Source organism: Ensifer sp. WSM1721, assembly GCF_000513895.2.
Classification (GTDB): Bacteria; Pseudomonadota; Alphaproteobacteria; order Rhizobiales; family Rhizobiaceae; genus Sinorhizobium.
The window spans coordinates 2,728,831-2,748,650 of sequence record NZ_CP165782.1; the positions used below are offsets into that span (position 1 = coordinate 2,728,831).

Here is a 19,820-nt window from a genome sequence, read left to right on the forward strand (position 1 = left end):
AGAAAATCGGGGCTTCATGACCACAAAAACCCCGGAAGTTCAAGCGAAATAGGTGATGCCGATCCACACGGCGCAGAAGTTCACGACGAGCGGAACTTGTTTGCGGCCGCGAGCGCGGATTTTTGCTGCGTCTCGTTGAGGCCGAGATAGAAGTCCTCGAGTGCATCGTCCTTCAGCCCCGCACGGCGCGAGAGCACGTACCATTTCGCCGCCTCTACCGGATCCGGGGTTGTTCCGATCGCGTTGATATAGAGGTGCGAGAGTCGGTTCTGGGCGACGACATTGCCGCCGTCGGCGGCGCGCTTCATCCAGGCGAACCCCTCCTCCAGATTGCGGTCGCCGGCAATGCCTTCGATCAGCCAGATCGCCATGTCGAGCTGCGCCGTATCGTAGCCGGCCCGCGCGGCTCTCAGCAGCCACTCGCGCGCCCGGGCGCGTTTGCTTTCCTCGATGCCGCTGACATTGAGATAGATCTGCGAGAGGGCATATTGCGCGTCGGCGATGCCCTGTTCGGCGGATTTCTCGTAATAGGGCATAGCCGCCTTCAGGCCCTTTTCGCCGGGCATGTCGGCGACAAGCGTCTGCCCGTAGTTGAACTGGGCCGAAGCATTGCCGAGATCGGCGGCCTTCTTCATCAGCTCTTCGGATTTCTTCCGGTCGCGCTTGACGTAGCGCCCTTCCATCAACATCAGGGCATATTTGAACATGGCTGCAGGATCGCCATTTTCCGCAGCCTGGCCATACCAGAAGGCCGCCGCCTTGGCATTGCGCGCCACGCCGAGCCCCTGCTCGAGGATCGAGGCGACGAGCGTCTGGGCCGCCGGGTCGCCGAGCTGGGCGCGCGGCACGGCGAGGTCCATGGCCGTCAGATAGTAGCCGCGCTGGAAGGCGCCATAAGCTTCATCGATCTTGCCGTTGAACGGCTTCTCGGGAGGAAGGGCGGGCAGGTCGGCGCCCATGCGGTCGATCACGTTAACGCCCTTCGACGGCGTGTTGCCGTCGCCGGCCTTCGGCTTCGCTGGCGCTGTCGTCCCCGCGGGTTTCTCCTGTGCACCTTCCGGTAGCGCCGCGCCGTTATGCGGCGTGATGCGCCCGCGTTTCGGAACGCTTCCCTCGTCGGTTGGGAGAGTGGCCGCCGGCTCGACCGCCCGAGCCGGCACCGCGGCAAGGAGGATCGCCACGGCAAAAGCTGTGACCCGGCTGAGTTTCAGGAAAAAACGGCTCATCGGCACGTCTTAATCTTCAAACCGTGGCGCTTTTTCGTCAAGCAATGCATTGACGGCCGCGACCACGGACGGCGCCTGCCCCGGCTCGCCGAAGACGGCAAGGCGGAGCGCCGCGAACTCCGCTCCCGTCTCCGCTACCGCAAGCGCCGATTGCGGATCGGTGCCGCCCATGACGACGCAGGGAATTTCGATCATCGAGGCCCACCATTCGGCAAGCGCAAGGTTCTTTGGATGCGCTTCAGGCTTTATGTCGCCGTCGGTGCGGCCGAAGAACACGTAATCCGGCCGAAGCTCTCCGATTTCGAGCGCATGATGGCGATCCGTGGCGTTGCCGCCGCCGACGATCAGCTTCGGCGCGTGCCTTTCAATTGCTTCGGCAAGCGCATCCACGCCGCCCGCGATGTGCAATCCGTCCGCCTTGGCGCGGCCGGCAACACGCGTGTCGCCCTCGATCAGGGCTGCCGCGCCCGCCTGCTGGATCACCGGCACGAGCGCCTCGGCGTGCTTCTGGAAATCCTGATCGCTGAGACCGTATTGCGGCACGATGACGGAGGCCACATCGCCACCTTTCAATGCCTCGCCGACGAGCTTGGAACGCTCCGCGGCATCCGCCAGATCGGGTGCGACCAGCACGAGGCGGCAGCGGTTTTCTGTGTTGCTCATGTGGTCATCCTGGCGATCTACGCATTTGCCCCGAGGGTCGGCACTCGATTTCGTTCGGGAAAACCGATAGACGGAGATGACAGAAGGATCAACCGCCCGCAATGTTTCCCGACTACGACTTCTATCTCATCGCCGTTCCGGCCGTCCTGCTCGTTGGCCTTAGCAAGGGGGGCATGGGCGAGGCGCTCTCGCTGATGGGCGTCCCGATCCTGTCCATGGCCGTCTCGCCGGTTCAGGCGGCCGCGCTGCTTCTGCCCATCCTCATTGCCATGGACATGGTCTCCCTATGGATCTGGCGCAAACATGGCGACCGGCGGACTCTTTTCATGCTGCTGCCCGGCGCCATCGCCGGCATCGCCGTCGGTTGGGCGACCTCGGCCTATGTGCCGCGGGACGCTTTGAGGCTGATCATCGGTCTCATCACGGTCACCTTCGTGCTGCGCTATCTCTATACCGTCTGGCTGAGCCGCAACGGCGCCCCCATTTGGCCAAAGCCGCAGCGCGCCGGCCCGGCCGCGCTCTGGGGCTCGCTTGCCGGCTATGGCAGCTTCGTCGCCCATGCCGGCGGTCCGCCGTTTCAGATCTATGCCCTGCCTCTGAAGCTCGAGCCGCGCGAATATACCGGCACCATCGTCCGCTTCTTCGCGATCCTCAATGCGGTGAAGCTCGTACCCTATTTCGCGCTCGGCCAGCTCGACCTCAGCAATGTCACGATATCGGCAACGCTCTTCCCGCTCGCGATCGTGGCGACCGCATGCGGCGCATGGATCGTCCGACGGATGAAGCCGCAGGTCTTTTACCCGTTCATGTATACGATGGCCTTCATCGCCGGCTCGAAGCTCGTCTGGGACGGTCTTGCGAACCTGCTGTCCGGAAGTTGAGCAGCTCTGAGCGGCCGCTTTGCTGCAAAGCAAAGCGGCATGCCGCAACGCACAATTTTCTTGCCGCTCATCGGGAATTCGCTTAACCTCCGGCCATGACGATCGCGGACCCATTCGATGCCATTGCGGATCCGAACCGGCGCCATCTGCTGGAGGAACTGCGGCGCGCGCCGCGGACCGTGAACGAACTCGCCGAGGGCCTGCCGATCAGCCGCCCGGCCGTATCGCAGCATCTGAAGGCGCTGCTCGACTGCAATCTCGTGTCGGTCTCGACCAGCGGAACGCGGCGTATCTACGCGATCCACAAGCCCGGCTTCGACCGGCTCAATCTCTGGCTCGACCAGTTCTGGTCATAGTTTCGACGCATAGGACGCGGGAACGCGCCGCGGAAGCGGACCGGACAAAGGGCCCGGTCCAGCGATCCGTAACTTGGATTTTCGGGATTGTTGTTGACCTTATCGCCGCGTCGTCTCGCGCAGAGATGACGCTTTCCCGATGATCTCGGGAACGACCGTTCAGTGCGTGGTCGTCGAAGAACGAAGTCGTTCGATTTCGTCTTTGATGCGCAGCTTCCTCCGCTTGAGTTCGCTGATCAACTCGTCCTCGCAGGACGGCGAGTTGAGAGCTTCGTGGAGCTCCTCTTCAAGGGCGCCATGCTTTTTCTCAAGCGTTGCAAGATGAGCCTCAATGGTCATTGGCAGTCCCTTCCTTTTGCTTGCATCCGGCACGCAAATGCCGGATGTTCCATGGTTGAAACCTTTCTACTGTGCCATGCCATTTTTCATTTGTCGAAGGCGAAATGATGACGTCGGATAACTTCCCGTTACCGCCCAAGATGTGGTAGAGCGACGCAGGAAATTCCGGTTCGCGGCTCGACGCGACCGGCTTATGGGGATCGCTTTGCATGCCGGACCAGGACCAGGCCGAACTCAGACTGACTATCGCGCGCCTGAGGCAGGAACATGAAGATTACGATGCGGCGATCAACGCCATGATCCAGACCGGCTGCGACGCCCTGCGCATCCAGCGCATGAAGAAAAAGAAGCTGGCGATCAAGGACAAGATCACCAAGATCGAAGACCAGATCATCCCCGATATCATAGCCTGAAGCGGATCCAGACAGACGTGACCGACACTACGCCCCCGCCCGTCGCCATCATCATGGGAAGCCAGTCGGACTGGGAGACGATGAAGAATGCGGCCGACACGCTCGAGGCGCTCGACATCGCCTATGAAGCCCGGATCGTTTCCGCGCACCGCACGCCGGACCGCCTAGTGCGTTTCGCCAAGGGCGCGCGCGACGAAGGCTTCAAGGTGATCATCGCCGGCGCCGGGGGTGCCGCGCATCTTCCGGGAATGTGCGCCTCGATGACGCCGCTGCCGGTCTTCGGCGTTCCGGTTCAATCGAAGGCGCTTTCCGGTCAGGACAGCCTGCTCTCGATCGTCCAGATGCCGGCCGGCATTCCCGTCGGCACGCTGGCGATCGGCAAGGCGGGCGCCATCAACGCAGCGCTTTTGGCCGCAGCCGTGCTCGCGCTCAGCGATGAGGACCTTGCCGACCGTCTCGACGACTGGCGTGAACAGCAGACCGTATCGGTCGCGGAATATCCGGTAGACCAGGCATGAAGACGATCGGCATCATCGGCGGCGGCCAGCTCGGCCGCATGCTTGCCATGGCGGCTGCGCGCCTGAACTTCCGCACCGTCATCCTCGAACCGCAGCCGGACTGTCCCGCCGCACAGGTCGCGAACGCCCAGATCGTCGCGGCCTATGACGACCCGCGTGCGCTGGATGAACTCGCGCGGGTGTCGGACCTCATCACCTACGAGTTCGAGAACGTCCCCGTGGCGGCGGCCGAGAAGCTCGGCGCATCACGGCCGGTCTTTCCGCCGCCGAAGGCGCTCGAAGTCGCGCAGGACCGGCTCGCTGAAAAACGCTTCATCAACGATTGCGGCATCGCGACGGCCCGCTTCCGCGCCGTAGACAACCAGGCCGATCTCGACCGGGCGCTTGCCGATTTCGATGGCGTCGGCGTGCTCAAGACCCGACGCCTCGGCTATGACGGCAAGGGCCAGCGTGTCTTCCGCTCCGCCGATGACGATCCCGCCGGGGCGTTCGCCGCGCTCGGGCAGGTCCCGCTGATCCTCGAAAGCTTCGTGCCGTTCGCCCGGGAAATCTCTGTCATCGCCGCCCGCGCGGCGGATGGCAGCACCGCCTGTTTCGATCCGGCGGAAAACGAACACCGCAATGGCATTCTCCACACGTCGACTGTGCCGGCTTCCGTCAGTGCGTCGACCGCGGAGGCCGCCCGCAAGGCGGCGACCGCCATACTCGAGGCGCTTGGCTATGTGGGCGTGATCGGCGTCGAATTCTTCGTTCTCGCCGATGGCAGCGTCGTCGCAAATGAGATCGCCCCGCGCGTTCACAATTCCGGCCACTGGACGGAGGCGGCCTGCGTGGTTTCGCAATTCGAGCAGCACATCCGCGCGATCACCGGACTGCCGCTCGGCGATCCGGCGCGCCATTCGGATTGCGTGATGCAGAATCTGATCGGCAGCGACATTGCAGACGTTTCGAGCCTGCTTGCCGAGCGCAACGTGCTGGTGCACCTCTACGGTAAGGCCGAGGCGCGCCCCGGCCGCAAGATGGGTCATTTCACCCGCCTTGTCTGAACCGGATGGTCACGGAATCACGGGATCGCGCGCCAAAATCCCCTGTCTTGCGGTTGACACAATAGGGGCGACAGGCTATGTGCCTGCCTACTTGAAGAGCGCGCTGAATGGCGCGCTTTTGATTGTTGGAATTTACCGGGCGAATTTGCGTTCCCCGAAACCTGCGGATCAGGAAAAATGAAGATCAAGAATTCGCTCAAGTCGCTGAAGACCCGCCATCGCGAAAACCGTCTGGTTCGCCGCAAGGGCCGCGTCTACATCATCAACAAGCTGAACCCGCGCTTCAAGGCACGCCAGGGCTGAGCCCGTGGGCGGCTTTTGCCGCCACGCCTGATCGGTCGTCGCTTTCGGTGATCCCCCAAAATTGATTTGATCTTGATCCATGGCGGGCTACGATGCCCGCCATGCGATTTTCGATACCCTTGATTCTGGCGTGTTTCGCCTTGTCCGCCCCGCTATCCGGCACGCCGCTGCTCGCGGCAGAGCCTTCGGCACAGGCGGAAGTCGCCAGCCTCGCCACATCCAAAGAACGCCTGGACGCCCTATTCGCCGAGCTCAAGAAGGAAGGCGACGAGGAAAAGGCGCGGCAGGTAGCCGACCGCATTCGCCTCGAATGGCAGGATTCCGGCAGTGCGACCGTGAACCTCTTGATGCAATGGGCAAACACGGCCATCACCGACGACAAGCATGCGGTCGCCCTCGACATACTCGATCAGGTGATCGTTCTTGCGCCGAGCTATGTCGAAGGCTGGAATCGCCGCGCCACGCTGCATTACCAGATGGGCAATTACCGCAAGTCGATGTCCGATATATATCGTGTGCTGGCGATCGAGCCCCGGCATTTCGGCGCATTGGCCGGCATGGCGACCATGCTGGAGACCAGCGGCAAGAACGAGCTCGCGATGCGGGCCTGGCAGCAGTTTCTCGACATCTACCCCTCGGACCGGAAGGCGCAGGAGCAGCTTGGTGAGCTCGCGGAAAAGCTTGCCGGCAGTCGAACCTGACAGCCCGGAGTCTCTGCCGACCTCCCGCTCTTCCCGATACCTTCAGATCGACGCTTGATGTTTCCGGCACTTCTGATCCTCGCCACCCTCGCCTTGACGATCGCCTACAGCCTCTACCAGGCACGCCGGATCACGGCGCGATTTCCAAATGGCGGCGAACTGGTCGACATCGGCGGTTTTCATATGAATTGCGTCCACATTCGGCCGAGTGCGACGGCAGATCTTCCCCCCATCATCTTCATACATGGAGCGAGCGGCAACCTCCTCGACCAATTGCATGCCTTCCGCCCGGCACTGGAGGGCCGTGCCGAAATGCTCTTCATCGATCGACCAGGTCACGGCTATTCCGAGCGGGGCGGGCGGTCCAACGCGCGTCCGGACGGCCAGGCCGATGCCATCGTGCGGCTGATGGAAAAGCGAGGCATTTCACAGGCGATCATCGTCGGCCACTCCTTCGGCGCCGCCATCGCTACGAGCCTCGCGCTCCATCACCCCGACAGGACCTTGGGCGTCGTGCTGCTCGCACCGGCGACGCATCCCTGGCCCGGCGGCGTGGATTGGCACGTCAAGTTGGCGACGCTGCCGCTTCTCGGCTGGCTTTTCGCCCGCACCATCGTGATCCCGCTCGGGCTGAGGCGCATCGATGGCATAACGCAATTGATATTCTGGCCCAATCCGCGCCCAGCCGATTACATCGCCAACACCGCGCCGCATCTCGTGCTGAGGCCCGCCACCTTTCGCCACAACGCCGTCGACATTGCCAACCTACACGCTTACGTGACGCGGATGTCGCCGCGCTACGCCGAGATCTCCGCGCCGACTGTCGTGATTACCGGAGACAAGGACGCCATCGTTCTGGCCGACATCCATTCGCGTGGGCTTGCGAACTCCATCAGCGGATCGGAGCTGCTCTGGATCGCCAATCTCGGGCACAAGCCCGACTACGTCGTGACCGACCTCGTCGTCGCCGCGATCGAGAAGGTCTCCGGCATGACGCGCGATCTTCAAGAAATCGCTAATGCATGTCGCCCAAAAGTGTGCAGCGGTTTGGGGACGACGACATGCACAAAAACAAAGACCTAAAGCGCGTCGCACGAATTCGATTGAACGCGACGCGCTTTAGCCGGGCCGAAGTCCGCCTGGTGGGTGGTGCTCCGAAAGAAGACGCCCTTTACACGCCCGTCATTCCGTCGGAGCCGATATAGGCAATGCGCAGCATGTTGGTGGCGCCGGGGGTTCCGAGCGGCACGCCGGCGGTGATGATGATGCGGTCGCCCGGTTTGCCGAAGCCCTCGCTCGCGACGATCCGGCAGGCACGGTTGACCATGTCGTCGAGATCGGTTGCGTCCTCGGTAACGACGCAGTGCAGACCCCAGACGACCGAGAGACGCCGCGCCGTCTGGACGATCGGCGAAAGCGCGATGACCGGCACCTGCGGCCTTTCGCGCGCCGCGCGCAGACCGGTGGTCCCTGAGGAAGTATAGGTGACGATCGCAGAGAGTTTCAGCGTCTCGGCGATCTGATGGGCGGCAAGCGAAATGGCGTCGGCACCGGTCGCCTCCGGCGGCGTCCGCTGGGCATAAATGATGCCCGGATAGTGTGGGTCGCGCTCGACGCTGCTCGCGATCGAGGCCATGGTCGAAACTGCTTCGACCGGATATTCGCCGGAAGCGGATTCGGCCGAAAGCATCACCGCGTCGGCGCCTTCGAAGACGGCCGTCGCTACGTCCGAGACCTCGGCGCGCGTGGGAACCGGCGAGGAGATCATCGACTCGAGCATCTGGGTCGCGACCACGACCGGCTTGCCGGCGCGCCGACAGGCGCGCGTGAGCTGCTTCTGGAGGCCCGGTACGGACTCGAGCGGCATCTCGACACCGAGGTCGCCGCGCGCCACCATCAGCGCGTCCGAAAGCTCGATGATCTCGTCGATGCGCTCAATCGCCTGCGGCTTTTCGATCTTCGACATGATACCGACGCGGCCACGGGCGATCTTGCGGACCTCGGCGAGATCCTCCGGACGCTGGATGAAGGAAAGCGCCACCCAGTCGACCTCTCCCGTCGCCAGCACGGCGTCGAGGTCGACGCGGTCCTTCTCGGTCAGCGCGCCGACGCCGAGCAATGTGTCGGGCAGGCTGACACCCTTGCGGTCCGAGATCTTGGTGCCGGAAACGACGGTGGTGACGATGCTCTTGCCGTCCGTCTTTTCAGCGCGCAGATGCAGTTTTCCGTCGTCGATCAGCAGCCGGTCGCCGGGCTTCACCGCTTCGAGAATCTCCGGATGCGGAAGGTAGACGCGCGTCGCGTCGCCGGGAACGTCCCTGTTGTCGAGCGTGAAGGTCTGGCCGATCTTCAGCTCGACCTTGCCTTCGGTGAACTTACCAACCCGCAGCTTCGGGCCCTGCAGGTCGGCAAGGATGCCGATCGGCCGCCCGCAGCGTGCCTCGACCGCGCGAATCCGCTCGATCAGGGTGCGCATGACCTCATGGCTGGCATGGCTCATGTTGATACGGAACAGGTCGGCCCCCGCCTCGTGCAGTTTCTGGATCATCTGCTCGTCGGCCGATGCCGGCCCGAGTGTGGCGAGGATTTTGACTTTCCGGTTCCGTCTCATCAATTCTGGCTTTCCTGCGTGCCGGGCGTGTCGGAAAGCTGAACCATCCAGCTCCCCTGCCGCCCCGTGTCATATTCCTTGAACCCCATGCGCTGGAACCCGCGGGCGAAGCAGTCCTGCACGCCGACGATCTTGAACTCGTTTTCGGCGACGCACATGTTGATGTCGCCCGTCCAGCGGCCGCCGCGGGCCGCATCTTCCGCATAGAGATAGTAGTAGCGGGACTGGAGTTCGCCCTCGATCAGCGTGGCGCAGGTCGTTGCCGGCACCTGCCACCAGCCTTCGGTGACCCAGCCCTCCTTGGCCCGGTAGCCGATCGCCACGCCAACCAGATTTTGCGTTCCGTTGCAGACGCGAAAGTCGGCGCGGGCCTCGTCGGCAAATAGAATTGAGGCGGACATTGCCAAGGAAAACAGGAGGATAGCCCCCAACGTCGTCGAACCCGGCTTCGCTCTGGAAAAAGGATATCTAGACACGGCTTCCTGCGGAACTCCGTTTTGATTTGCGTGGCACTTTCTTGCGACGGCCAGCCCCGAAAGTCAACGCAACTCTAATCGATTATATTGCCCATTCCTGTGACAGAAATCGCAAGACTTTCGCCTTTTTCTTGCGAACGGCGATGTTGCATGCAATCAGGTCAGGGACGTTCGACAAGCAGAGCAGGAGCGGAATGCGGCATTACACTCCTTACGAGATCATCGAGGGCAACGCTCAGAACGGCCTCGTGCTCCTCGCCGATCACGCCATGAACCGCTTGCCGCCGGAATACGGCCGGCTCGGCCTCCCCGAAAGCACATTTGAGCGTCACATCGCCTACGACATCGGCATCGAGCCGCTGACGCGGCAATTGTCGGCCGCGCTCGATGCCCCGGCCGTGCTCGGCTGCTTCTCGCGCCTCCTCATCGATCCAAACCGCGGCGAGGACGACCCGACGCTGATCATGAAGATCTCGGACGGCGCCATCATTCCCGGCAATTATCCGATAACCGCCGAGGAATGGCAGAACCGGCTGAACCGCTTCCACCGCCCCTATCATCAAGCCGTCTCGCAGACCATTGCCGAGGCCGCGGCGAAAGGTGGGAGAGCGCCGCTGGTGATCTCGCTGCATTCCTTCACGCCCGCCTGGAAGCGGGTCGCGCGCCCCTGGCACGCCGCCGTGCTCTGGGACAACGATCCGCGCGCCGTCTTCCCGCTGATCGAACGGCTCGAGGCGGCCGGCGATATCATCGTCGGCAACAATGAGCCCTATGACGGTGCGCTGAGGGGCGATACCATGTACCGGCACTGCATGACGCCGGGCATTGCCCACGCGCTGATCGAGGTGCGCCAGGACCTGATCGCCGACGAAGCCGGCGTTGCCGCCTGGGCGAAGCGCCTTGCGCCCATCCTCGCGGAGTTGAATGCCCTGCCGGAGCTTCATACCTATCGGCGCCATCCGTCGCGCACGGGCGCCTATGAAGGCTGACGAAAGAGGAGACCACCCGATGAACGAACTCAGCCAGGAACAGCGAACCGCCTTCGAGGCTGCGGCGTTCCGCCGGCTGGTTGCGCATCTACGCGAACGTAGCGACGTGCAGAACATCGACCTGATGAACCTTGCCGGCTTCTGCCGCAATTGCCTGTCGAACTGGTATCGCGAGGCGGCGGAAGCCTCAGGCGTTGCGATGAGCAAGGACGAGTCCCGCGAGATCGTCTACGGCATGCCCTATGACGAATGGCGTGAACGATATCAGAAGGATGCATCCGTCGAGCAGAAGGCGGCATTCGAGCGCAATCGGCCGAAGGAGTAGGTGAAAGGCGGGAAATGCGCCATTGTTTGCGCAAATCGCCCTTGACCTCGGCTTCGGTTCGCGGCAGGTCACAGCACCCGGAAATTCATTCCCCAATTCATTCCCCATAAAGGAGAAGACCATGTCGGATGCTCACGGCATTGCCCGCGACCAGCTTCGCGCTTTCATCGAACGGATCGAACGTCTGGAAGAGGAGAAGAAGACCATCGCGGACGATATCAAGGACGTCTACGGCGAGGCGAAGTCGATGGGATTCGACACGAAGGTCCTGCGCAAGGTCATTTCCATTCGTAAGCAGGATCAGGACGAGCGCATGGAGCAGGAAGCGATCCTCGACACCTATCTGCAGGCACTCGGCATGGTCCCCGCCGCCGAGGATGCGGCCTGATCCGGCCCGATCGATTTCAACGAAAAGCCCGCCTCACCGGCGGGCTTTTTCTTTGCGCGGAGCGGAAGATGGGACGCGAAACTCAGTTGGTGCTGAACTTCTTCACTTCCATGAAGTTGACCGCGTTGCCGCTGAAGCGTGCCGTGTCCATCGCGCCGGTGTTGCTGGTGAAGCCCGCCGCATAGACGGTGGTCGGTGCTGCCCGGAGCGATTTGCTGACTAAGCGCGGCGCCTTGACCGGTTTCGACAAGGTAGCAACGCGGCCCGTCGTCAGCGCCCACTCGGAGATGATCTTCTGCGTGAGCTTCGGCTCGGTGCGAAGGGAAGACCGGCTTGCGGCCTCGGCGTCCTGCTTCTTGGGGCGGGCGCCTTTCGAGGGCGCGTCGGCGCGCGTGTCGAAGGCGCTGTCGAAGATCGCCTCACGCGAGCTCGCGCTCGGCTGCGGCGCATAGGCGGCCACCTGGACCGTCGGGGGTGCGGCGGGCGTCTCATTCTCGACCGTCGGCGCCGCAAGGGCGACGCGGGTCTTGGCTTCGGCAGCACCACGCGGCTCGGCGGCGGATGCGAGCACCGGGCGCTCCGCAAAGGCAGGAGCCACGACATTGGCCTCGGCGACGGCGGCGAGCGCCTCTTCGCCGGCCGGGCGCATTCCCGGCACCGGCACGAAGCCGAGTTCCGGAGCTTGGCCCTCCACGGACGCGACGAGCGTCTCGTTGGCGTTCACGTCACGCCGGTCGAGCATTTGCGGGACCGGTACCTTCATCGCGTCAAGCTCGGCAGATTCCGAAGGCGCTTCCGGCGTCTGCGGCATGGCGGCCGCGAGCGCTTGCTGGGCGCTGTTCTTTTCCGGCGCGACGAGCGCGACCGCTACACCGCCCTCCGCCGGAGCGTCCTTGAAGGCGGGGCGAACCGCCGGCACGGGAGCATTGATCTCCTGCTGTTCCTCTGCTGGCTGGGCAGCGGAGCCGGCAACACCCGGCAGCGCTTCCTGGCCGGCCGGTGCCGACGCGGTCTGGACCTTGGCCGGAGCTTCCTCGTCGCCGCCTTCGCCCGGGCCGGCGGCGATTGCCGTCGGTTCTTCGTCCTCGTCGCCGCCCCCGAAGAGCATTGCAAAGAGATTGCGGCGCTTGCCGTCCACGTCGCCCGGGCCCTTTGCGCCGCCGCCGGCGACCTGGATCGCCGATGCGCCGACGCGGCGCTTGTAGTCGGCGACTGCCTGCTCGTAGCCGGGCAGCGGCCTGCCGTCGGATGGGATATGCATGGTCTTGCCATCGGGGAAGAGCCGTGCAAGTTCGTTACGCGTCATGCGCGGCCAGGCGCGTACCCCGCCGACATCCATGTGCACGAAGGGGGAACCCGAAGTCGGATAGTAGCCGACGCCGCCGACCTGGAATTTCATGCCGATCTCGCGCAGCGTCTTGAGTCTTACGTCCGGTATGTAGAAGTCCATCGCCTTGCCGAGCATATGCTGGCTCTTCTTGGCGACGCCCTTCGAGCGCGATCTCAGCATGCCGTTCGTAGCGGGCGAGCGATAGGCGGAAACGACGTGGATATAGTCGCGCGAACCGCTCTTCTGATAGACCTCCCAGACGAGATCGAGCAGGCGCGGGTCCATCTTGGTCGGCTCGTTCCGCCGCCAGTCGCGCAGGAAGCGGTTGATCTGCTGCAGCCCCTTCGAATCGTAGCGGCCGTTACGCTTGAAAGTGATCTGCGCCTTTTCCTTGGTATGAATGAAATAGAGCTTCAGCGTACGCGTTTGGCCGGCGGCCTCTACCGGGGGAGCCATGCCAGGTGTGACGAGGGAGCAAGCCAGGGCGATGGAGGCAAGAACCTGCGGCGTCTTGCGGGCGACCGCCGAGCAGAGTCTGCGCGCTAAGGAACCAATTGGTTCCTCCAAACCGAACAAATTTGGCATTCAATCCCCGTCCGACGGACAACCGTGCTTTGCTGTCTCAGATGACTGTCAAATAAGGTGACAGCATGGCAAATATGCCACAGTGGTCACCGCCCCTTATAATATAGTGAACAGTTTGCTAACAAGGTCTAAACGGCGGTGACCGAATTGCACGGCAAATGAGCTGTGAATGCGTCGATTCTATGAGCTTTATGCGGCATCGCGCAGCGGATTGTCGGGGTCTATGCCGTAATCCTTGAGCTTGCGATAGAGCGTCGAGCGGCCGATACCGAGCTTGCGCGCCACCTGGCTCATCTGTCCGCGATAGAATTTCAGGGCAAAACGAATCAGTTCCTCCTCAACCTCTGCGAGTTTCCTGACCTCGCCGCCTTCACTGAGGCTCGATATGGCGTTCTCCGGCCTGGGCTCCGAAGCCGGTTCACGGGGTGCGGTTTTTTCCTGAGCGCCGGGTTCAAGCCTCGGCGCCGCAACACGGTCCGCGGCTGCCGCACGACGCTCCGGCCCCGCCTCGCCCCAGGAGAAGCCGCTGCGGTCCGCAACGACGTAACCCGGTATCTGGGTGGCGATCTGCGGGAAGTCCTTGACCGTGAGCTCGTTGCCCTCGGCAAGAACGACGGCGCGGAAGATCGCGTTTTCGAGCTGGCGGATATTGCCCGGCCAGTCATAGGCCGTCAGCAGCGCCATGGCTCCGCTCGACAACGTCAGCGGCTGATTGAGCCTCTGCTCGGCGGCGAAGCGCTCCACGAAGGCGCGCACCAGCACCGGAATATCTTCCTTGCGCCGGCGCAGCGCCGGGATCGTGATCGGGAAGACGTTGAGCCGATAGTAGAGGTCTTCGCGGAAGCGCCCCTCGCGCACCTCGTTGATGAGGTCCTTGTTGGTGGCCGAGATCAGCCGCACGTTCACCTTCTGCGGCTGGCGCGCACCGATGGTCTCGATCTCGCCCTGCTGGACGGCGCGCAGGAGCTTGACTTGGACCTCGAGCGGAAGGTCACCGATCTCGTCGAGGAAAAGCGTGCCGCCATCGGCATCGACGAACTTGCCGCTGTGCCTTTCGGTCGCCCCGGTGAAAGCACCCTTCTCATGGCCGAAGAGGATGCTTTCGACGAGATTCTGGGGAATGGCGCCGCAATTGACGGTGACGAAGGGCTTGTTTGTCCGCTCGCTCGCCGACTGGATCGCCCGCGCCACCATTTCCTTGCCGACGCCCGACTCGCCTTCGAGCACAACCGGGATGTTCGACTGGGCGGCACGGCGGGCGAGATCAATGACGCGGATCATTGCCGGGCTCGCCGATACGATATCGTCGAAGCCGACGGCGCCACCGCGCGGTCGCCGCGCCGTTTTGACCCTGCCGTCGCGGCTCGCCATCTTCAGGGCGTTGCCGATCGCGATCGACAACCGCTCCGGCGAAACCGGCTTGACGAGAAAATCGAAGGCTCCTGCCTGCATCGCCTGGACGACCGTCTCGATGCCGCCCTGCCCCGTCTGGACGATGACAGGCGTATCGATGCCGCGCTCGGCGAGCGCTTCGAGAAAGCCGTGACCGTTCATTTCAGGCATGAGAAGGTCGAGCAGGATGACGTTGATGATGCCGCCCTTGCGCTCCAGGAGTTCGAGCCCGCTGCGCCCGTTGTCGGCGAGGTGTGCGACATGGCCGAGCCGTTCGATCATGTTCGTCAGCAGCCGGCGCTGCACCGGATCATCGTCGATGACAAGAATATGGGATGTCACGAAAGCCTCCTGCTCAGGACATGGCGGTAGTCTTTGGCCAGCTTCATGTGCCAAATCATGCCAGCATTCGTGCCACAAAGGCCTGAACATCATGTTTTGAGAAATGCTTGCATTTTATCCATTGCGGGCGATAGCAATGGACTTCATGCGGTTGCCCCACCTTCAGGGCTCAGGCCCATTCAAAACGAGAGAAAACGACGATGAACTTCGCTTCGCCCCGTCTCGCCTCCGGCCAGTCCGTCCTGCGTGCCACGGCCGAACAGGCCGCGGACCCAACAGCCGACCTCGGCGACCTGCCATCCTGGCGGCTCGAGGATCTCTATCTTTCGCCGAGCTCCGAGGCGTTCCGCTCCGATATGGCGAGAGCGGAAGCCGATGCGATCGCTTTCGAGAGCAAATGGAAGGGTAAGCTCGCGGACGCCGCCCAAAAGACCGGCAGCGGGGGCATCGGCGCGGCGGTGAAGGAATTCGAGGCGCTCGAGGATCTGATGGGCCGTATCGCCTCCTTTGCCGGCCTCACCTATTTCTCCGACACGTCAAATCCGGCGAACGGCAAGCTTTACGGCGATACGCAGTCGAAGCTAACCGACATATCGGCACATCTCCTGTTCTTCTCGCTGGAACTCAACCGCATTGACGACGAGGTGATCGACGCGGCCCTTGCGGCCGACAGCCTCGCCGCCCATTACAAGCCCTGGATTCTCGATCTGCGCAAGGACAAGCCCTACCAGCTCGACGACAAGCTGGAACAGCTCTTCCTCGAAAAGTCGATGACCGGCGCGAGCGCCTTCAACCGGCTGTTCGACGAGACGGTCGCGTCGCTCACCTTCACGGTCGACGGCAAGGCGCTGTCGCTCGAAGTAACACTCAACCTTCTGCAGGATCCCTCCGTGGACGTGCGCAAGAAGGCGGCTCTTGCGCTCGCGGAAACCTTCAAGGCGAATATCCGCACCTTCACGCTCGTCACCAACACACTCGCCAAGGATAAGGAAATCTCCGACCGCTGGCGCGGCTTCGAGGACATCGCAGACAGTCGCCACCTCGCCAACCGTGTCGAGAGGGAAGTGGTCGATGCGCTTGCGGCAGCGGTGAAGGCCGCCTATCCGCGCCTCTCACACCGCTACTATGCGATGAAGGCCAAATGGCTCGGCATGGATCAGATGGACTTCTGGGACCGTAACGCGCCGCTCCCGGAAACGCCGAACGCGCTCATTCCCTGGAGCGAGGCCAAGGACATGGTGTTGTCTGCCTATCACGCCTTCGCCCCGGAAATGGCGGCGATCGCACGGCGCTTCTTCGACAATAGCTGGATCGACGCGCCGGTGCGTACCGGCAAGGCACCCGGCGCCTTCGCCCATCCGACGGTTCCGTCCGTGCATCCTTACGTACTCGTCAACTACATGGGCAAGCCGCGCGACGTGATGACGCTCGCCCACGAGCTCGGGCATGGCGTCCACCAGGTGCTGGCCGGCGCGCAGGGCGCGCTGATGGCCTCGACGCCCCTGACGCTCGCGGAAACCGCCTCCGTCTTCGGCGAGATGCTGACCTTCCGTGCCCTTCTCGATCAAACCAAGGACAAGCGCGAGCGCAAGGCCATGCTCGCCCAGAAGGTCGAGGACATGATCAACACGGTCGCGCGCCAGATCGCCTTCTATGAATTCGAGCGCAAGGTGCATACGGCCCGCAAGGAGGGCGAACTGACGGCAGAGGATCTGGGGCAGATGTGGCTCTCGGTCCAGAGCGAAAGCCTCGGGCCAGCAATCCGGCTTTCGGAGGGCTACGAGACCTACTGGGCCTATATCCCCCACTTCATCCATTCGCCCTTCTATGTCTACGCCTATGCCTTCGGCGATTGCCTGGTGAACTCGCTCTACGCCGTTTACCGGAATGCCGAGAGCGGCTTTCAGGAGAAGTATTTCGACATGCTGAAGGCCGGCGGCACTAAGCATCATTCCGAGCTGCTGGCGCCCTTCGGGCTCGACGCCACCGATCCGTCGTTCTGGGCACAGGGCCTGTCGATGATTGAAGGGCTGATCGACGAACTGGAGGCGCTTGATAAGGCATAAGCGCCGGCGAGCGACCCGGCGGCATACGAATGAACGACAGCGATCGGCCTCGATGATCGAACATGCGCCCTATGTCCTCTTCCGGGACGACAGCGAGAACCGCACCACGGTCTTCGCCGAACCGTCGCGCATCGTCACGGCACGAACAAAGGCGGAATTCGCTCGCGGCCTCATGGAGGTCGAAGCGGCCCACCGCGCCGGCAAGTGGATCGCGGGCTTCATGGCCTACGAAGCTGGTCATCTCTTCGAGGACAAGCTTGCGCCCTTCGCGGAGGAGAACCGGGAAACGCCGCTGATGTCCTTCGGCATCTTCGATGCGCCGGCGGAAGAGCATCCGCTCGCCACCCCGCGACGGCGGTTGGAAAACGAGCCTTTCCTCTCGGAGCCTCGCGCCGGCTGGGATTTTCCCGCCTATCGAAAGCGTTTCGAGAAGCTGCACCAACACCTGCGCCAGGGCGATTGCTACCAAGCGAACCTGACGATGCCAGTCCACGCTCGCTGGTCCGGCGATCCGCTCGCCGCCTTCTGGTCGCTGATCGAGCGCCAGCCGGTGAAATACGGCGCACTCGTGGCGCTCGATGGACCGATCCTGCTGTCGCGTTCACCGGAGCTCTTCTTCCGTGTCGATACCGACGGCTGGATCGAGACGCGTCCGATGAAAGGCACAGCGCCGCGCGGCGCGACGGCTGAAGAGGACGCAGCGATCATCGCCGCGATGCGCAGCGACGAGAAGACGCAGGCCGAGAACCGGATGATCGTCGATCTGCTGCGCAACGACATCTCGCGCGTCACCGTAGTCGGCACGCTCGATGTGCCGAAGCTCTTCGACGTCGAAACCTATCCGACGGTCCACCAGATGGTGAGCCATGTGAGGGCGAAGCTCCTGCCGGACACACGGATAGCCGAGATCTTCGCCGCGCTCTTTCCCTGCGGCTCCGTCACCGGTGCGCCGAAGATGCGGGCGATGGAGATCCTGCACGAGTTGGAATCCGGCCCGCGCGACGCCTATTGCGGCGCGATCGGCTTCATCGCCCCGAACGGCGTCATGCGCTTCAACGTCGCGATCCGAACCATTTCCCTCTTTCCCGACGGCCGGGCCGTCTTCAATGTCGGCGGCGGCATCGTCTTCGATTCCAAGGCCGAGGCCGAATACGACGAATGCCTCCTGAAGGCCCGCTTCGCCGTCGGCGATGCCGAGATCGCCCGATGAGCGATTTTTCCCTGATCGAGACCTTACGCTACGAGCCGGAGCATGGGTTCGTCCGGCTGAGGCTGCATCTCGCGCGGCTGAAGCGCTCTGCCAGGCGTCTCGGCTTTGTCGGTTCCGGCGCGGGGGAAGCGGAGTTGAACCGAGCCGTTGCCGGCGCGCAAGTGCCGCTGCGTGTCCGCCTCACGCTCGACCGCGAAGGTGCGATAGCAGTGACAACGGCGCCCTTTGCGCCGCTTTCCGGCGACGCCCTGTGGCGCCTGCGGATCGCTTCCACACGGCTTGATTCCCGCGACAGGCTGCTTCGGATGAAAACGACGCGGCGCGGTGTCTACGAGGCCGCGCGCGACGAGTTTCCGCCGGCAGACGCCGACGAGGTGATCCTGCTCAATGAGAAAGGGGAAGTCTGCGAAGGCACGATAACCTCGATCTTCCTCGACGACGGCAGCGGAACGCTGAAAACTCCGCCAATCTCCTGCGGCCTGCTTGAAGGGGTACTGCGCACAGAGCTCATCTGCCAGCGGCAAGCACGGGTCCAACGGCTGTCGGCCACCGATCTCAAGGGCGGGCGCCTTTACGTCGGCAATTCCTTAAGAGGTCTGATCCGGGCTGAACTCGCGGTCTGATCCGGGCAGTGTATAACGCTTGACACGGTCGCGCCCATCGCGCTTGGCGAGATAGAGCGCTTCGTCTGCGCGCAAATAGATATCGCTGACCGTGTCGCCCTCGCGGTACTCCGCAAGTCCCACCGAGCAGGTGTAGTAAAACTCCGGGATGTTCGAAAGCGGCCTTGCGGTGCGCACCTTATCGAGCAGGCGATCAAGGATGAGATTCGCTTCGCTGACGGTCGTGTCCGGCAGGATCAGCATGAATTCCTCGCCGTCGATCCGACCGAAGCAGTCCGAACGACGGACGAACTCCTGCATCTGTCGGGCGAAATCGAGCAGCACCTCGTCGCCGCGGCTGTGCCCATAGCGGTCGTTGACGGCCTTGAAATAGTCGATGTCGATGATCGCCACACAGCCCCACATGTGCGGGTTCTCGCTGCAGTTCTGGATGAACTCGTTGAGCCTCTCCATCGTGTAACGCCGGTTCGGTACATTGGTCAGTTCGTCCACCTGCGAGGCCCGCAAGGCGAAATCGCGGTCCTGCCGCAGTTTGCGCTCCTCCGCCCGCACATGGGTTATGTCGACGGCGATGCACAGCATCCAGCCCTTCTCGTCGACGGTCTCCGTCATCCACAACCAGCGGCCGTCATGCAGGTGGGTCTCCAAAGCGCGAAACGGGACCTTGCCGCGGCGGTGAATGGTCGAGGCGATCCAGGCCTCGATATCGTCGGTCCTGAGGACGGTGCCGCTGGCTGCGGCGTAGTTGCGGCGCATGATCTCCGCCCAGGTCGGCGTCTCGTCCTCGCCGATATGATAGGCGGAACGAAATGCCGCATTGGCGTAGCGCAGCCGATCATGGGCATCGTAGAGTGCGATCAGTACGGGCGTTGTGGCCTCTAAGCCCATGAGGGTCTTGAGATGATCACCGGACACGATCGGTCAGCTCCAGCTCGAACAGCAATATCAATCACAACGCGAAAACGGACGACGCAATAAAAGCTATGGCGTGAGACGCTTGTGACAAGCCGAATAGCATGCGAAACGGAAGAGAATGG

General features: G+C 63.0%; 21 protein-coding genes and 1 pseudogene. 14 read left to right on the forward strand and 8 right to left on the reverse strand.

Annotated elements, in window-relative coordinates:
* Nucleotides 1-80: 80 nt before the first annotated feature.
* Together M728_RS13385 and M728_RS13390 are read right to left on the reverse strand one after the other, a co-directional pair.
* Nucleotides 81-1,226 carry a tetratricopeptide repeat protein gene (locus M728_RS13385; RefSeq protein WP_034883435.1) on the reverse strand — a complete coding sequence of 382 codons (1,146 nt, stop codon included), beginning with the start codon at nucleotides 1,224-1,226 and terminating at the stop codon, nucleotides 81-83.
* A gap of 9 nt (nucleotides 1,227-1,235) precedes the next feature.
* On the reverse strand, nucleotides 1,236-1,889 hold the full coding sequence (locus tag M728_RS13390; protein WP_026620310.1) for a thiamine phosphate synthase: 654 nt from the start codon (nucleotides 1,887-1,889) through the stop codon (nucleotides 1,236-1,238).
* A gap of 101 nt (nucleotides 1,890-1,990) precedes the next feature.
* On the opposite strand from M728_RS13390, the gene M728_RS13395 reads away from it, so the two are divergent.
* A complete protein-coding gene (locus tag M728_RS13395; RefSeq protein ID WP_026620311.1) occupies nucleotides 1,991-2,770 on the forward strand; it encodes a sulfite exporter TauE/SafE family protein in 780 nt (259 codons plus the stop codon).
* Between the two features lie 95 nt (nucleotides 2,771-2,865).
* Nucleotides 2,866-3,126, forward strand: a complete 261-nt coding sequence (locus tag M728_RS13400; RefSeq protein ID WP_026620312.1) for a helix-turn-helix transcriptional regulator — start codon at nucleotides 2,866-2,868, stop codon at nucleotides 3,124-3,126.
* 159 nt (nucleotides 3,127-3,285) lie between these two features.
* Here the strand turns inward: M728_RS13400 and M728_RS13405 are convergent, their stop codons facing one another.
* A complete protein-coding gene (locus M728_RS13405) occupies nucleotides 3,286-3,465 on the reverse strand; it encodes a YdcH family protein (RefSeq protein ID WP_026616261.1) in 180 nt (59 codons plus the stop codon).
* A gap of 209 nt (nucleotides 3,466-3,674) precedes the next feature.
* On the opposite strand from M728_RS13405, the gene M728_RS13410 reads away from it, so the two are divergent.
* The 6 genes from M728_RS13410 (at nucleotide 3,675) to M728_RS13435 (ending at nucleotide 7,529) form a co-directional block, all read left to right on the forward strand.
* Nucleotides 3,675-3,878: a YdcH family protein gene (locus tag M728_RS13410; RefSeq protein ID WP_012066888.1), complete on the forward strand. Its 204-nt coding sequence runs from the start codon at nucleotides 3,675-3,677 to the stop codon at nucleotides 3,876-3,878.
* Between the two features lie 53 nt (nucleotides 3,879-3,931).
* Nucleotides 3,932-4,396 carry a 5-(carboxyamino)imidazole ribonucleotide mutase gene (gene purE / locus M728_RS13415; RefSeq protein ID WP_034883455.1) on the forward strand — a complete coding sequence of 155 codons (465 nt, stop codon included), beginning with the start codon at nucleotides 3,932-3,934 and terminating at the stop codon, nucleotides 4,394-4,396.
* Nucleotides 4,393-5,442: a 5-(carboxyamino)imidazole ribonucleotide synthase gene (locus M728_RS13420; protein ID WP_026620313.1), complete on the forward strand. Its 1,050-nt coding sequence runs from the start codon at nucleotides 4,393-4,395 to the stop codon at nucleotides 5,440-5,442. Before purE ends, M728_RS13420 begins: the two co-directional genes overlap by 4 nt.
* A 177-nt stretch (nucleotides 5,443-5,619) precedes the next feature.
* Nucleotides 5,620-5,745, forward strand: coding sequence for a type B 50S ribosomal protein L36 (ykgO, locus tag M728_RS13425; protein WP_010970191.1), 126 nt, complete (start codon nucleotides 5,620-5,622; stop codon nucleotides 5,743-5,745).
* A gap of 92 nt (nucleotides 5,746-5,837) precedes the next feature.
* A complete protein-coding gene (locus M728_RS13430; protein ID WP_026620314.1) occupies nucleotides 5,838-6,446 on the forward strand; it encodes a hypothetical protein in 609 nt (202 codons plus the stop codon).
* Nucleotides 6,447-6,503: 57 nt separating this feature from the next.
* Entirely contained in the window at nucleotides 6,504-7,529 is a 1,026-nt protein-coding gene (locus tag M728_RS13435) for an alpha/beta fold hydrolase (RefSeq protein WP_026620315.1), read from the forward strand.
* Nucleotides 7,530-7,617: 88 nt separating this feature from the next.
* Here the strand turns inward: M728_RS13435 and pyk are convergent, their stop codons facing one another.
* Nucleotides 7,618-9,057: a pyruvate kinase gene (gene pyk, locus M728_RS13440; protein WP_026620316.1), complete on the reverse strand. Its 1,440-nt coding sequence runs from the start codon at nucleotides 9,055-9,057 to the stop codon at nucleotides 7,618-7,620.
* Nucleotides 9,057-9,437: pseudogene (locus M728_RS13445) on the reverse strand (DUF1036 domain-containing protein); the annotation flags it as partial. The pseudogene M728_RS13445 and the gene pyk, both read right to left, overlap by 1 nt.
* Before the next feature lie 290 nt (nucleotides 9,438-9,727).
* Between M728_RS13445 and M728_RS13450 the strand changes: the two are divergent.
* The 3 genes from M728_RS13450 to M728_RS13460 all read left to right on the forward strand — a co-directional run bounded on the left by M728_RS13450 (nucleotide 9,728) and on the right by M728_RS13460 (nucleotide 11,235).
* Nucleotides 9,728-10,522 carry an N-formylglutamate amidohydrolase gene (locus M728_RS13450; protein WP_026620318.1) on the forward strand — a complete coding sequence of 265 codons (795 nt, stop codon included), beginning with the start codon at nucleotides 9,728-9,730 and terminating at the stop codon, nucleotides 10,520-10,522.
* A gap of 19 nt (nucleotides 10,523-10,541) precedes the next feature.
* Nucleotides 10,542-10,847: a DUF1244 domain-containing protein gene (locus M728_RS13455; RefSeq protein ID WP_026620319.1), complete on the forward strand. Its 306-nt coding sequence runs from the start codon at nucleotides 10,542-10,544 to the stop codon at nucleotides 10,845-10,847.
* Nucleotides 10,848-10,968: 121 nt separating this feature from the next.
* On the forward strand, nucleotides 10,969-11,235 hold the full coding sequence (locus M728_RS13460) for a DUF2312 domain-containing protein (RefSeq protein WP_026620320.1): 267 nt from the start codon (nucleotides 10,969-10,971) through the stop codon (nucleotides 11,233-11,235).
* An 82-nt stretch (nucleotides 11,236-11,317) separates the two neighbouring features.
* Here M728_RS13460 and M728_RS13465 read toward each other — a convergent pair whose 3' ends face one another.
* Complete coding sequence (locus M728_RS13465) at nucleotides 11,318-13,150, reverse strand: DUF882 domain-containing protein (protein WP_026620321.1); 1,833 nt, start codon at nucleotides 13,148-13,150, stop codon at nucleotides 11,318-11,320.
* Between the two features lie 189 nt (nucleotides 13,151-13,339).
* Nucleotides 13,340-14,884 (reverse strand): sigma-54 dependent transcriptional regulator, encoded by a 1,545-nt coding sequence (locus M728_RS13470; protein WP_026620322.1) that lies wholly within the window; start codon nucleotides 14,882-14,884, stop codon nucleotides 13,340-13,342.
* 200 nt (nucleotides 14,885-15,084) lie between these two features.
* Here M728_RS13470 and M728_RS13475 point away from each other — a divergent pair, with 200 nt between their 5' ends.
* Genes M728_RS13475 through M728_RS13485 form a run of 3 tightly spaced genes read left to right on the forward strand, consistent with a single transcriptional unit; the run spans nucleotide 15,085 to nucleotide 18,783 of the window.
* A complete protein-coding gene (locus tag M728_RS13475) occupies nucleotides 15,085-16,950 on the forward strand; it encodes a M3 family oligoendopeptidase (RefSeq protein WP_026620323.1) in 1,866 nt (621 codons plus the stop codon).
* Between the two features lie 52 nt (nucleotides 16,951-17,002).
* Nucleotides 17,003-18,160 carry an aminodeoxychorismate synthase component I gene (locus M728_RS13480; protein ID WP_026620324.1) on the forward strand — a complete coding sequence of 386 codons (1,158 nt, stop codon included), beginning with the start codon at nucleotides 17,003-17,005 and terminating at the stop codon, nucleotides 18,158-18,160.
* Complete coding sequence (locus M728_RS13485) at nucleotides 18,157-18,783, forward strand: aminotransferase class IV family protein (protein ID WP_026620325.1); 627 nt, start codon at nucleotides 18,157-18,159, stop codon at nucleotides 18,781-18,783. Before M728_RS13480 ends, M728_RS13485 begins: the two co-directional genes overlap by 4 nt.
* Here the strand turns inward: M728_RS13485 and M728_RS13490 are convergent.
* On the reverse strand, nucleotides 18,748-19,698 hold the full coding sequence (locus M728_RS13490) for a sensor domain-containing diguanylate cyclase (protein WP_026620326.1): 951 nt from the start codon (nucleotides 19,696-19,698) through the stop codon (nucleotides 18,748-18,750). The two genes, M728_RS13485 and M728_RS13490, sit on opposite strands and share 36 nt — an antisense overlap.
* Between the last annotated feature and the right edge of the window lie 122 nt (nucleotides 19,699-19,820).